General features: G+C 41.3%; 10 protein-coding genes. 4 read left to right on the top strand and 6 right to left on the bottom strand.

All coding sequences use genetic code 11. From position 1 onward, the window contains the following. Positions 1-24: 24 nt before the first annotated feature. The 3 genes from DC498_RS13265 to DC498_RS13255 are packed head-to-tail and all read right to left on the bottom strand — an operon-like array spanning position 25 to position 3,536. The gene (locus tag DC498_RS13265; protein WP_116874651.1) at positions 25-1,218 is read right to left on the bottom strand and encodes a DUF5009 domain-containing protein; all 1,194 of its coding nucleotides are present in this window, start codon (positions 1,216-1,218) and stop codon (positions 25-27) included. A gap of 52 nt (positions 1,219-1,270) precedes the next feature. Continuing rightward, on the bottom strand, positions 1,271-2,200 hold the full coding sequence (gene fmt, locus DC498_RS13260) for a methionyl-tRNA formyltransferase (RefSeq protein ID WP_240628006.1): 930 nt from the start codon (positions 2,198-2,200) through the stop codon (positions 1,271-1,273). Position 2,201: 1 nt separating this feature from the next. After that, positions 2,202-3,536: an exo-beta-N-acetylmuramidase NamZ family protein gene (locus DC498_RS13255; protein WP_116874650.1), complete on the bottom strand. Its 1,335-nt coding sequence runs from the start codon at positions 3,534-3,536 to the stop codon at positions 2,202-2,204. Between the two features lie 267 nt (positions 3,537-3,803). Here DC498_RS13255 and DC498_RS13250 point away from each other — a divergent pair, with 267 nt between their 5' ends. Then, positions 3,804-4,232 (top strand): FKBP-type peptidyl-prolyl cis-trans isomerase, encoded by a 429-nt coding sequence (locus DC498_RS13250; protein ID WP_116874649.1) that lies wholly within the window; start codon positions 3,804-3,806, stop codon positions 4,230-4,232. A 111-nt stretch (positions 4,233-4,343) separates the two neighbouring features. Here the strand turns inward: DC498_RS13250 and prmC are convergent, their stop codons facing one another. Together prmC and DC498_RS13240 are read right to left on the bottom strand one after the other, a co-directional pair. After that, entirely contained in the window at positions 4,344-5,213 is an 870-nt protein-coding gene (prmC, locus tag DC498_RS13245) for a peptide chain release factor N(5)-glutamine methyltransferase (RefSeq protein ID WP_116874648.1), read from the bottom strand. Between the two features lie 236 nt (positions 5,214-5,449). Next, on the bottom strand, positions 5,450-7,087 hold the full coding sequence (locus DC498_RS13240) for a beta-N-acetylhexosaminidase (protein ID WP_116874755.1): 1,638 nt from the start codon (positions 7,085-7,087) through the stop codon (positions 5,450-5,452). 364 nt (positions 7,088-7,451) lie between these two features. On the opposite strand from DC498_RS13240, the gene DC498_RS13235 reads away from it, so the two are divergent. The 3 genes from DC498_RS13235 to DC498_RS13225 are packed head-to-tail and all read left to right on the top strand — an operon-like array spanning position 7,452 to position 13,199. Further along, a complete protein-coding gene (locus DC498_RS13235) occupies positions 7,452-8,771 on the top strand; it encodes a TolC family protein (RefSeq protein ID WP_116874647.1) in 1,320 nt (439 codons plus the stop codon). A gap of 43 nt (positions 8,772-8,814) precedes the next feature. Beyond that, positions 8,815-9,951, top strand: coding sequence for an efflux RND transporter periplasmic adaptor subunit (locus DC498_RS13230; protein WP_206197611.1), 1,137 nt, complete (start codon positions 8,815-8,817; stop codon positions 9,949-9,951). Between the two features lie 53 nt (positions 9,952-10,004). Further along, a complete protein-coding gene (locus DC498_RS13225; protein ID WP_116874646.1) occupies positions 10,005-13,199 on the top strand; it encodes an efflux RND transporter permease subunit in 3,195 nt (1,064 codons plus the stop codon). Between the two features lie 114 nt (positions 13,200-13,313). Here DC498_RS13225 and DC498_RS26185 read toward each other — a convergent pair whose 3' ends face one another. After that, positions 13,314-13,469 (bottom strand): hypothetical protein, encoded by a 156-nt coding sequence (locus DC498_RS26185; protein ID WP_165813833.1) that lies wholly within the window; start codon positions 13,467-13,469, stop codon positions 13,314-13,316. Positions 13,470-13,592 lie beyond the last annotated feature (123 nt).

Below are 13,592 nucleotides of genomic sequence, written 5' to 3'. Positions count from 1 at the left end.
ATCATTTCGTGCATTTATGATTATTCACAACTGTAATTTTATCTTCAACCTGTTCAATCCTTTCACTATAAATATAGTTGCCACTGCAAACAAAAGCGACCACACAATTCCTGCGGCTCCGTTTTGCATGGAGCGAGGTGTTATTGTAATATGCAGCACGCCGGATAGCGCGTAAATAATTCCGGGCATTATATAGGCAAGCAATGGATTTGTGGCAACAGGCTTAAAGAAATTAGCCCATTTTTGTATCCCCTTTATATCAATAAGCCAGTATAAAAAACAAAAAACAACACAACTTATACCGGCGCTGTATAAAGCCCAGGTAGGTGTAGCATATATTTTAGAGATAGTATAATATGGGCGGAGAAAATAACCGGTTATAAAAAGCAGACCTGTAAAAATTGAAGCCTGTATATAACTGCTTTTAATATTAAACTGAGAGCGTTTGTCAAAAAATATCAGTGATAATATTATACCGCAAAGTACAACGGCTGTATGTATAGCGTTGCCGGATTGGCTCTTTATCCAGAGCAGGTATGGTCTTTCAGCCACATAACTGGTTTTACCCGCCATATAAAACAGTATACAGTAAATAAGACAACCAATAAGGTACCCCTTTTTTGCATCAGAAACCTGGTATAATATACAGGCGTACAAATATGCCCAGCCAATCAATCCCAGTATACCCCACCAACGCGGTGTTAAATATTCCGTGCCTTCTTCCCCACCCCGGTATATCAGCCCGAGTATAACCAGGCCTATAAAACCTGCCAGTTGAAAAACGTATTTCCACCATCTTCTTTTAAAAGCATATACATTCCATACAAGTATAATGCAGGTATAAAAAAGTAAAAGCCAAAGGCTCCTGCTCATACCGGTAGCTTTTTCATTCAGGTTTCCACCCTCACCGTTTACCATAAAAACACCCAGTATCAGTAATCCAAATGTGCGCCATATTACATGCCATTGTATCTGCAAAAAATCATCGCCCTTTTGTAATCTCCTGTTCATGGCAAATGGTATTGACATACCTACAATAAAGAGGAAAGCCGGAAACACCACATCTACAAAGGTCATGGCATCGGCATCCGCGGCTACATGCTTCATCCATGCAGGAATATTACTGATACCAGCAAGCTCATTCACAAAAATCATTACCAGTATAGTAATACCCCTGAAGGCATCAACAGATAATATACGATTAGAGGGAGAAGGCATGTAAATGATGTATTGCTTTTAAATGTGCTGATTTTTTCAATATGCCGGTTGGCTATTCAAATCTGTATCCTCTTAAAAAATCATCAATATGCATTCGCTTTTTCCCTTCAAGCTGTATATCCGTTACTGCTATCCATCCGTTACTGCACGCAAAGCGTAAGCTGGTTTTCCCATCGGTTATATATTCGCCGGCTTTAACTGTTGGCATTTGCTTTATCTTTTTTGCCGAAAATATTTTCAGGGTTTTATTATTTAAAATAGTGAAGGCCGCAGGATAAGGCGCCAGCCCCCTGATAAGATCATATACTTCATCAATGGTTCTATTCCAGTCTATTTTACAGGTGTCAGTAAAAATTTTAGGTGCATGCTTTATATCTGTATAAGATTGCGACTGTTCTATTTCTTCAATCGTTTTATTCATTAGTCCGTCAACAGTTTTAACCAATAACTGCGCACCGGTTTCCTTCATTCTGTCATGCACTTCGCCTGCAGTTTCATTTTCCCCGATGGGTATTTTCTCCTGCAACAAAATATTACCGGTATCTATTTCATGTTTGAGCTTAAAAGTAGTTACACCGGTTTCTTTTTCACCATTTATTACTGCCCAGTTTATCGGAGCCGCGCCGCGGTATTGCGGCAGCAATGAGCCATGCACATTAATCGTTCCCATCGGCGGCATATTCCATACAACTTCCGGTAACATACGAAAAGCTACTACAATTTGTAAGTCGGCATTAAGTTGTTGCAGCGCTTCAATAAATTCAGGTGCTTTCAATTTGAGTGGCTGCAAAACATGCAAGCCTTTTTCAACCGCGTATTTCTTTACAGCGCTTTCATTCATCTTCATGCCTCTGCCAGATGGTTTATCCGGCGCTGTAACTACCGCTACAATATTATAACCCGCATCTACCAACGCAGCAAGTGATGCTACTGCAAATTCAGGCGTTCCCATAAATACTATCCGTACATCCTTTTTATCCATATTACTCGGCTGAAAAATCTTTGTACAATAAATACTTTTTCCTGGTCACTTTAAATTCGCTCAACTTAGGTTCCCAGCTTTTCCTAATTTCATCTTCAGGCGTGCCTGCTTTTATCTGTTGCCACAGCTCATTATTGCCCGCCAGCTTGTTAAAAAAACTTCCTTCCATATTGCCGGATTTAGGAATAATAAAGAAGCTGTCTTTTTTTGGGAAAAGCCTATATGCTTCAAGTATCCATTTTAATTGCAACCTGCCGTTTGTTTTTTGCAGTACTTCTTCTACGGTTCCGCTAAGATCCCAGCCATAGCAAAGCTGGCCATATAGTTTGGAGTTTTTTGCACCCTCAGTAGGATTAGGTGTAAATGAAAAAAGATTTTTTGGTAAAGAAGGATGTCCAATCCACTGGAAGGGTTTGGGCGTGCCGCGCCCTTCGCTGAATACTGTTCCTTCAAAAAAACAGGTGGAGGGGAAGAGATATACGGATTGCATATCAGGAATATTAGGCGATGGTTTTACCGGAAGTGTATACCTGCTGTTGTGATCATAATTACCACATTTAATAATAGTAATACTGCATTTGGTAAGATCAATGGATGAACGCTTATCTTCATCAGTAAAGATTTCAGGTTGTGTATTTTTAAGGTCAATCCATTTTTCACGGATGATCATTTGGGCATATTCGCCCATCGTCATGCCATATACAGCGGGTATAGGCTGCATGCCTATAAATGATTTGTATTTCATGTTCAATACCGGCCCATCAACATAAAATCCATTTGGATTTGGCCTGTCTAAAATAATAACAGGCTTTTTATATGCAATAGCTGCTTCAATATAATCCTGTAAAGAAGATATATAGGTATAATATCTCACACCAATGTCCTGCATGTCAAACATTAAAATGTCAATATCCTTTACATCATCTGCTGAAGGCTTTTTTTTATTTCCATAAAGAGAGATAATGGCAACGCCGGTTTTCTGATCAATATAATTGCCAACCGTTTCGCCGGCATCAGCAGTACCGCGAAAGCCATGCTCTGGTGAAAATACTTTTTTAGGTGTAACGCCTAAGCTTTTAAGGGTGTCGATGAGGTGTTTATTCCCCACAATAGTGGTTTGATTGGCAAATATGGCAATTGATTTGCCTTTTATTAACGGAAGATATTTATCAAAACGGAAAGCACCAGGTAAAATATCAGTTTTACTTTTTTGCTCAGATAATACCGGAACAGTAGTTGTGTTGGTACAACTGTTGCAACCAATATTAGTAAACGAGAGTATAAAAGAAATTACAAAACTGGTAAAATGAACAGTTATTTGTGATAACAACATCATGAGCAAATTTTTTATTCAGGTAAAGTTTCAAAAATATAGCAAAAATGCTTCTGTATAATTTAATCAAACATTGGAAAAAATGAAAATACAGACTTGATCAGCAATAATAAGGTTATAATAACTAACAGAACCACAACTATGACATAAATAACACATCCGATGTCGGGTCTTTTATTCTCCATTTTTCAATAATCAAATATCTTAATCTTTTTTGTATAATAACCGGAATCGTATACCTTTCACGATTAAATCAATAAAACAATCTATATGAAACAGGCAAAAAAAGGTGATGTTGTAAGAGTGCATTATACAGGCCGCTTAACAGATGGCGATCAGTTTGATTCATCAGTAGGCCGTGAACCACTGGAATTTACTGTTGGCGCCGGACAAATGATAAAAGGTTTTGATGCAGGTGTGGAAGGTATGGCAGTTGGCGAAAAGAAAATTATCAATATACCATTTGCAGAAGGTTATGGCCCGAGGGATGAGCAGGCAATGATTGAGTTTCCCATGAACCAGGTGCCCGAAGGCATGAAACTGGAACCCGGCATGCAGCTTCAGCTACAAAACCAGCAGGGCTACCCTGTGCCTGTGGTGGTGGCTGAATTAAAAGATGATGTAGTAATATTTGATGCCAATCATTCTCTTGCCGGCAAAGACCTGGTGTTTGATGTGGAATTGGTGGAGATAGTGTAGGGCTGTGAGCTATGGGCTATGGGCTGTGGGCGATGAGTTATCATCAGCCCACAACCTCACAACCTGTAACTTGCAACTCACAACTACAAACCACAAACCCGAAACCTGCAACTATTCATCACCGCTTCTCTCCGCCCTCACCATCCTGTCTTTGCCCTGCATATCTTTTTTTATTACGCAATTTGAAAGTCCACGCTCTTCAAATATTCTTTTTACTGCTTCGCCCTGCGCCTCATGAATTTCTACATATACTTTACCACTGGCATTTAAATGTGATGTTGCAAACTTTGCAATGGCTTTATAAAAAAGCAACGGATCTTCATTTGGAACAAACAACGCGGTGTGCGGCTCAAAGTTCAATACATTCTCCCGCATTTCAGCCATATCTGTTACCGGTATATAAGGCGGGTTACTTACTATAATATCAAATACCGGCAGGGTATCAAGCTGTTCTTCATTCAGGGCGTCAACCAGTAAAAAATCAATATTTACATTATTATCATCTGCATTTTTTTTTGCAATGCTTAATGCTTCACTGCTGATGTCTATTGCGGTTATTACAGGTGTTGCCAGTTCTTTTTTCAGTGCGACAGGTATACAGCCACTACCAGTGCCTATATCTAATATGGCAGATGGCGGAGATGGCAAAAGCTTTGCATCTTTAATGATCCAGTCTACCAGTTCTTCAGTCTCCGGGCGTGGTATCAGCACATATTCAACCACCAAAAAACGAAGCCCGTAAAACCAGGCTTCCTTTAAAACATACTGTACGGGTTTGTGCTGTAAAAGTTCTGTGGAATATTGCGCTACTGCTTTTTCCTGTTGCATTGTAAGCTCAGTCTCTTTTTTCAATACTCTTTCCATTCGTCTCAGCCCGGTTATTTTCTCCATAACCAAATCGGCTATATTCTCCGACTCACGCTTATCATATAAACTATGGAGCGTATCAGTTAATTTCCGGAAGGCTTCAACTACGGTCATAATACAGATTCAGTGCTTAAATTTATCTACTAAGAAAATACAGGATGCATTCCAAATTATATTAGAATCAGCCACGAATTCCGGCGTCCGCCTGCGGCAGATGATTCAGGATTACAACCATTAAGAAGTTAAGAAACATTAAGACCAATTATGCAATATCCTTAGCTTCCCTCATTTCTTAATGATTGTACAGCATGCACAAATAATATTACCTGTGTATTGTTGCTGTCCAAAATCTATTTTGCAGGTTCATCCAGGCCAGGGTAATACGCCAGCTGCCATAAATCAAAACGCTTAAACTGAGTTGCGATGCGTTGCTTAAAACTGTCCCAGTTTTTATTTTGTTTCGGGCTCCATAATACTTCACTGAGTGCTGTCATGCGGGGCAAAAGCATATACTGCACTTTGGCAGGATTGGTTACATATTCCGTCCACAAATTCGCCTGACCGCCCAGTACATAGTGCTGCTTATCCGCACTTAATGCTGCGGGTACAGGATCATAGCCATATACATGCTGCAATGGAAGGTAACCACCAATCACCAGTGAATCTTCATTTCTTCTTTGTGCGTAATCAAAGTATACATAAGTAGTAGGCGTCATGATCACATCATGCTTTTGCTCCGCTGCTTCAATACCACCTTTTTCTCCACGCCAGCTCATGACAGTAGCATTGGGAGCAAGACCGCCTTCCAGTATTTCATCCCAGCCTATAATTGCTTTGCCTTTGCTGTTCAGATATTTTTCAATTCTTGACACAAAATAACTCTGCAACCCATGCTCGTCTTTTAAATTATTATCCTTGATAAGCTTCTGACAAAACTCAGATCTCTTCCATGAATCCTTGGGGCACTCATCTCCGCCTATATGAATATATTTTGAAGGAAACAACGCGGCAACCTCATCCAGCACATCCTGCAAAAAGCCAAAGGTATACTCGCTTGGGCAAAACACATCAGGATATACTCCCCATGCCTGCTGCACATTTTTACCGGTTGTATCTCCATTCCATACAACGCCCTTTGCCGGCCGGGTTGGCTCATCCGGAAAACAGCTTAACTGCGGGTAAGCAGCAATAGCAGCAGAAGCATGCCCCGGTAATTCAATTTCAGGAATGATAGTAATAAACCTGTCAGCGGCGTACTGAATGACATCCTTTATTTCCTGCTGGGTATAATAGCCGCAATATTTTGTATTGTCACTGCCTGTGCCGGGATGATGCCCGGTGATGGTTCCGTTTCTGCAAGCACCCACTTCAGTAAGTCTCGGGTATTTCTTTATTTCAATGCGCCAGCCCTGGTCGTCGGTAAGGTGCCAGTGAAAAGTATTGATTTTATGCAGCGCCAGCAGATCAATAAAACGCTTTACAAATGCTGTATCAAAAAAATGCCTTGATACATCAAGCATTATACCCCTGTACCCAAAACGCGGATAATCTTCAATGCTTACAGCAGGAATTTTCACAGCTGCGGTTTTTTCTGCAGGCAATAATTGTATAAGTGTTTGCAAGCCGTAAAAAGTTCCCTGGCGGCTGTCGCCATTAATTTTTATTGATGCCGGCGATATGTTTAGCGTATAGCGTTCAGGTTTTTCAGGCGCCTGTATAAAAGTGTTGGTGGTAAAGCTTATAAAATTTTTGGCAGCCGATTTTACAACCGGCAGTTTAATACCAAAATATTTTGTAAGGTAGTTATTGAAAAAATCAACGGTTTCTTTTTCAGTATCCTGCTTTGCAACAATTACTGTTTGTTTATTAATAGTAAAGCTGCCGCTCTTTGCCTGCAATGTAACCGGTACCGGAATAACCGGTAATGTGGTTTGTGCCTGTAATTGCATTACCGCACAACCCAGCAAAAGGAAAAATAATTTTTTCATTACATTTTTTTTAGGTGAAATAACTGAAAGCTGAACCACAGTATTTTCGGGACAAATATCTGCAAAGTTTATGATTTGGCAGATGTAAGTATATTTCAAGATTAAATGTAGGGGTTACACAAAAAACACAAAGGATTACACAAAAGACACAAAGAAGTAAATACACCCGAAGCGATTTACTAATATAAAATTATCCCGTTAATAATCTATTAACAAAAAAATTAAACAAACGTTTGATTTATTCGTTTCAATATTATTACCTTTGCACACCTGATTAATTCCTTTCCCGGTTTTTTGCCTGCCGTATGATGTACAATTTTATACATGCTGTTTAATAACTCCATGTAGCTTTTTAATTATAATTATGACAAACAGGAAGCTGCTTTTTTTTACAGGTTTATTGTTAGCCTCTTTACAACTTGCTGCGCAGCAGGAACAAGATTCCACTTTAGCAAATGCTACCTTGCCTAACGTTATAGAATATGCGCTGAAAAGACAACCCGTTGTTCAGCAATCTTTGATTGATGAAGAGATCACCAACCTGCAGGTAAAATCAAAGCTGGCAGACTGGTTTCCCCAGATCAATTTCAATTACCTGTACCAGCACAACTTCCAGGTACAAACCAGTATTATTGGAGGTAACCCCGTAAAGCTTGGTGTTGATAATACTTCGGCATTGCAGTTTACAGGCTCACAAACCATATTCAACAGGGATGTTATGCTGGCAAACCGCACCGCAAACGTGGTGAGGCAACAGGCTAAGCAGCAAACCGCCAGCAATAAAATTGATGTGGTGGTAAATGTAAGCAAAGCCTTTTATGATGTGCTGGCCACCGAACAGCAAATAAAAGTGATTGATGAAAACATTGGCAGGTTACAAAGAAGTTTAAAAGACGCGAAAGCGCAGTACGATGCCGGCGTGGTTGATAAAACGGATTATAAAAGGGCTACCATTGCATTAAACAATGCCATTGCCACAAAAAAGAGCAATGAAGAAGCTTTAACTGCCAGGAAAAATTACCTGAAAAGTTTAATGAATTACCCTGCAGGCGAAACGCTGAACATTATATATGACAGCGCTTCTCTTGAAAAAGAAATTCCGGTAGATACTTTAAACGGGGCAGATTATTCAAACAGAGTAGAATATAAAATATTGCAAAGCCAGCGCCAGTTGCAGGAAGCAAACGTGAGCTATAACAAATGGAGCTTTATTCCCAGCCTTTCTGCAAACGGCGCTTACATACTCAACTATCTTAATAATGATTTTGAAAAGCTGTACAATACATCTTATCCAAATTCTTATGCAGGGTTATCGCTCAATTTCCCCATTTTCCAGGGAGGCAAGCGCAGGTATAATATACAGCAGGCTGAATGGCAATTAAAAAGAACTGATCTTGATATAGCAAGCTTAAAAAACTCGGTGAGCAGCGAGTACAGTGCAGCAATAGCCGGCTATAAAGCAAACCTGGCTAATTATATCGCGGTAAAGGAAAATGTAGAGCTCGCCAAAGAAGTATACGATGTTATACAGATGCAGTACCGCGCCGGCGTAAAAACTTATCTTGAACTGATAACCGCAGAAACAGATCTGCGTACGGCACAGATCAATTATTTTGACTCGCTATATGGCGTACTGAGCAGTAAAATAGATGTACAGAAAAGTTTAGGGCAGATCAATCCTTAATTATTCAATTATATTATTCATATACCAGAACCAAATGATATATATGCTTTTTAAAAGAATGAATGTTTACCTGGCAGGTGCTGTAATGATCGCATTGTCTGCGTGTGGAGCTAAGCAACAACAACAGCAACAGGGCCCTCCGCCTGCATTACCGGTTACACTGCAAACTGTTCAAACAACAGATGCGGTATATTATGACGAATACCCCGGAACAGTAGTATCGCTGAACCAAACCGATATACGTGCGCAGGTTACCGGCTATGTTACCGGTATATATTTTAAAGATGGTGATAAAGTAAAAAAAGGACAAAAGCTTTATTCAATAGATCAACAACTGTACAATGCCAATTACCAGCAGGCAATTGCTAACCTGCAGGTGCAGGAAACCAATTTACTGAAAGCCCAGAAAGACGCTGATCGTTACCATGAGCTTGATAAGAATGACGCCATCGCGAAACAGCAGGTAGATTATGCTGACGCGGCGCTTGAAGCTGCAAGGAAGCAGGTAGATGCAGCAAAAGCAAATGTAAACGCGGTGAAATCTAATGTAAGCTTCTCAACTATCGTTGCGCCATTCAGCGGTACTATAGGAATTTCGCAGGTAAGAAACGGAACATCCGTTGTTGCCGGTCAAACCATATTAAATACCATTTCAACCGATGATCCGATAGCGGTTGATTTTACAATAGACCAGAAAGAACTGTATCGCTTCACACAATTGCAGCAGCAGAAAAAAACAAACGATTCAACTTTCTCTATTGCATTTGGCACTGATGTTTATCCTAAAAGCGGAAGCATCAGCGTAATTGACCGCGCTGTTGATCCGCAAACCGGCACCATAAAAGTAAGGCTGTCTTTTCTTAATGATAAACACCTGCTGAAAGCCGGCATGAGCACCACTGTTCGTGTGTTGAACGCATCAGGAAAGGAATCCATTATGATTCCGCATAAAGCCGTTACCGAACAGTTAGGAGAATTTTTTGTGTATGTATTGAGCGACAGCAGCAAGGTAACACAGCGCAAAGTGCAGCTTTCAAGATCCATTGGTACTAACATCATTGTAAAAGATGGACTGAAAGCAAATGAGCAGATAGCAGTGGAAGGAGTGCAGAATCTCAGGGAAGGTGCTGTAGTAACCACACAGGCTGCGCAACAACAGCAGGCTGCTCCTAAAAAATAGTTGAACTATTCTGGCAGAAGTGTAAGCGCATTGATCACACACTATTCATTATTATGATAGCAGACGTATTTATAAAAAGGCCGGTAACGGCAATCGTTATATCCATTGTAATTGTACTGGTTGGTATTATCTCACTGATCAATCTGCCCGTAGCGCAGTATCCTGAAATATCTCCACCCACTGTAAACATCTCCGGAAACTTTACCGGTGCGGATGCGCAAACGGTAGAGCAAACCACCACTACCGCTATAGAAACGCAGGTAAATGGTACGCCGGGCATGACGTATATGAGCAGCAACAGCGCCAGCAGCGGGCAAAGTAATATTACTGTAAACTTTGAAGTAGGCACCGATATTAATATCGCAACGCTTGATGTGCAGAACAGGGTAAGTGTGGCAGAGCCTACTTTGCCGGATGCGGTAAAGCGTTTAGGCCTTACCGTTCGTAAGCGTAACCCCAGTGTGATGGCAGTATTCGGATTTTATTCTCCTAATGGCACGCATGATGCATTGTTCATTGGTAACTATGTAAACATGTATGTTAAAGACGCGATTCTCCGTGTAAAAGGTGTTGGGGATGTATTATCCCGGTCAGATGATTTCAGTATGCGTGTATGGTTAAATCCTGAAAAAATGGCTGCTTTGGGTATTACGCCTGCTGAAGTAAATGCCGCATTGCAGGAGCAGAACCTCCAGGTTGCCGCAGGCACGGTTGGTGGCAACCCCCAGCCTGGCGTGCAAACATTTGAGTATTCCGTTTTAACCAACAGCCGCATCAACAAAAAAGAAGATTTTGAAAATATAGTAGTACGCACCCGTCCTGCTGATGGCAATATTGTTTACCTGAAAGATGTGGCAAGGATTGAGTTAGGCCGGTTTGATTATGGCATCAACGCATTTGTGAATGGCGGAAGGCCTGCATCATTTCTTTTGATATACCAGGCGCCAGGCGCTAATGCGCTCGATACTTACAAAGGTGTGATGAAAGCAATGGACGAGCTCAGAAAAACTTTTCCAAAAGATATTGATTTTATGGTGCCGCTGGAAACAGTGTCTGTCGTAAACGCATCCATCAATGAAGTGGTACATACCCTGGTTGAAGCATTGATACTGGTGGTACTGGTGGTGTTTCTCTTCCTGCAAAACTGGAGAGCAACATTGATACCTGTGCTGGCGATACCTGTATCATTGATCGGTACATTCATCCTCTTTGGACCACTTGGCTTTACCATTAACACGCTTACCTTATTTGCTTTTGTACTGGCTATTGGTATAGTAGTGGATGATGCCATCGTTGTAGTGGAAGCCGTGCAGCATAATATTGACCATGAAAAGATGTCACCCAAAGAAGCAACCCGAAAGGCGATGAAAGATATATCAGGCCCGGTAATCGCGATTGCACTGATATTGGCAGCGGTATTTATTCCTGTAGGTTTTATTCCCGGTATTGTGGGTAGATTGTACCAGCAGTTCGCCATTACCATAGCCGTGTCTGTACTCATCTCTGCGTTTGTGGCATTATCCCTTACGCCGGCGCTCTGCACTATTATGCTCAAACCATCAAAAGCCGCAGATGCAAAAAAGAATTTACTGGAAAAATTCTTTGCATGGTTTAATAACTGGTTTGGTAAAATTACCGGCAGTTACACAAGAGGTGTTGCAAAATGGGTAAGAGCAACACCATATGTATTGGCAATGATGGTAGTATTATTTGTGGGTTTATTCCTTCTTTTCAAAAACAAACCAACAGGATTTATTCCAACAGAAGATGAAGGAAGGGTAATGGTTACTTACGAAATGCCTGAAGCATCTTCAACCACACGCAACATTACATTGCTGAGAGAAATGATTGACAGGATTGGAAAAATACCGGAAGTAAGGGTTGTAGGAGGTATCTCCGGGTTGAATATAGTAAGCGGTTCAAACAGGTCGAATGCGGGTACTGTGTTTGTAAATCTTAAATCCTGGGATGACAGAAAAGGTGAAGGACACCATGCCCAGGATGTAATGAACAAGATACGTGGCGCTATAGCAGATATTAAAGAGGCAAGAATACTGGTGATTGCGCCGCCTGCAATCCCGGGTTTGGGTGCAACTGCCGGTTTTACGTTTGAATTACAGCAAACCAGCAGTTCAGACGATATAAAGCAATTTGAAAAAGTAGCGCAGCAGTTTTTAGCAAAACTCAATCAGCGCCCGGAAATTGGCGCGGCATATACCTTCTTCAGCTCTAAATCGCCAAGCTACCAGGTTGATGTTAATAAAGAGCAGGCAAAAAAGCTGGGGGTATCCGTATCTGAAGTGTATACAACGCTGTCAACCTTTTTAGGCAGCAGCTATGTAAATGATTTTAATTTATACGGAAGGAACTTCCGTGTAATGTCGCAGGCAGACAGCAGTTACAGAAGTTCACTGGAAGGGATTGAAAAATTTTATGTGCGCAACAGCCAGGGTAGTATGGTTCCGCTGGGTTCTTTAATTACAACCAAAGTTATTGAAGCGCCTGCGGTAATATCGCACTATAATATTTACCGCTCTATAGAAATCAATGGTAGTCCAAAACCAGGCATAAGCAGCGGGCAGGCAATTGAGGCATTAAAAGAAGTGGCGAAAACACTACCTGCCGGATATGGTTACGAATTTTCCGGTATGAGCCGTGAAGAAATACTGGCAGGCAACCAGCAAACCATCATATTCGCCATATCACTGGTGTTTGTATTTTTATTTTTGGCGGCGTTATACGAAAGCTGGTCAATACCTTTTTCCGTATTATTCGCGGTGCCTATCGGGGCGTTTGGTTCTATCTTAACCCTTACGCTGTTACCAAAATTGTCTAACAATATCTACGCGCAAATCGGTTTGATCACGCTGATTGGTCTGGCTGCCAAAAACGCCATATTGATCGTGGAGTTTGCAAAGGAAAGAGTAGATGCCGGTATAGATATTACACATGCCACCTTACAGGCAGTGCGGCTTCGTTTACGCCCCATTGTTATGACCTCGCTGGCATTTATCCTGGGTGTATTACCATTGGCGTTTGCAGAAGGCGCAGCAGCAGAAAGCCGTAGAACAATAGGCTGGACGGTATTTGGCGGTATGATAGCAGCCACAACGCTGGCGATATTTGTAGTGCCGGTATTGTTTGTGATCATCACCAAAATATCTTACGGCAGAAAATTAAAACGCCTGCAGGAAGAAACCGACAGGCAGCATAATATTGATAAAGAGATTGTGAGCAGCGGGCTTTAAGGAGGCGGAAGGTAAAGGTGAAAGGTGTAGGGCGTGCAAGGTGAAGGGTAGAGGATGTAAGGAAAACCTGTAACCTGTATAACGTTTTCGGCCTTACGCCCTCTACCCTTCACCTTACACCTTTTTAATCGGGGCTTTCTGCTTCATCACTTCTTTCAGCAACAGTTCCGGCTGTACGCTGCAAGTCCGGCACAGCGCCAGCACACGGGGCTTCACCGTGCTTTCCGCTTCCATCCGGCAGCCATTCAGCAGAAGAATATTATTCAGCAAGGGGAAGCGCGTATTGTACTAATAGCAATACAAAATGATAATTTCAAGTGGTTGATTTTCAGCATTGATTTTTTTGAAGAACTGGGTGTTATAATATAAATTTATGTGTTGCAAGCAAGCGTA

The sequence above is a fragment of the Terrimonas sp. genome (assembly GCF_003075435.1).
Taxonomy (GTDB): Bacteria; Bacteroidota; Bacteroidia; order Chitinophagales; family Chitinophagaceae; genus Agriterribacter.
The sequence above is the reverse complement of the archived record's forward strand: the minus strand, read 5'-3'. Positions and strand labels throughout refer to the sequence as shown.

What these genes read in the sequence shown, in the direction of transcription:
- DC498_RS13265 (WP_116874651.1), bottom strand. Translation starts at nt 1,218, where the DNA reads ATGCCTTCTCCCTCTAATCGTATATTATCTGTTGATGCCTTCAGGGGT.
- fmt (WP_240628006.1), bottom strand. Translation starts at nt 2,200, where the DNA reads ATGGATAAAAAGGATGTACGGATAGTATTTATGGGAACGCCTGAATTT.
- DC498_RS13255 (WP_116874650.1), bottom strand. Translation starts at nt 3,536, where the DNA reads ATGATGTTGTTATCACAAATAACTGTTCATTTTACCAGTTTTGTAATT.
- DC498_RS13250 (WP_116874649.1), top strand. Translation starts at nt 3,804, where the DNA reads ATGAAACAGGCAAAAAAAGGTGATGTTGTAAGAGTGCATTATACAGGC.
- prmC (WP_116874648.1), bottom strand. Translation starts at nt 5,213, where the DNA reads ATGACCGTAGTTGAAGCCTTCCGGAAATTAACTGATACGCTCCATAGT.
- DC498_RS13240 (WP_116874755.1), bottom strand. Translation starts at nt 7,087, where the DNA reads ATGAAAAAATTATTTTTCCTTTTGCTGGGTTGTGCGGTAATGCAATTA.
- DC498_RS13235 (WP_116874647.1), top strand. Translation starts at nt 7,452, where the DNA reads ATGACAAACAGGAAGCTGCTTTTTTTTACAGGTTTATTGTTAGCCTCT.
- DC498_RS13230 (WP_206197611.1), top strand. Translation starts at nt 8,815, where the DNA reads ATGCTTTTTAAAAGAATGAATGTTTACCTGGCAGGTGCTGTAATGATC.
- DC498_RS13225 (WP_116874646.1), top strand. Translation starts at nt 10,005, where the DNA reads ATGATAGCAGACGTATTTATAAAAAGGCCGGTAACGGCAATCGTTATA.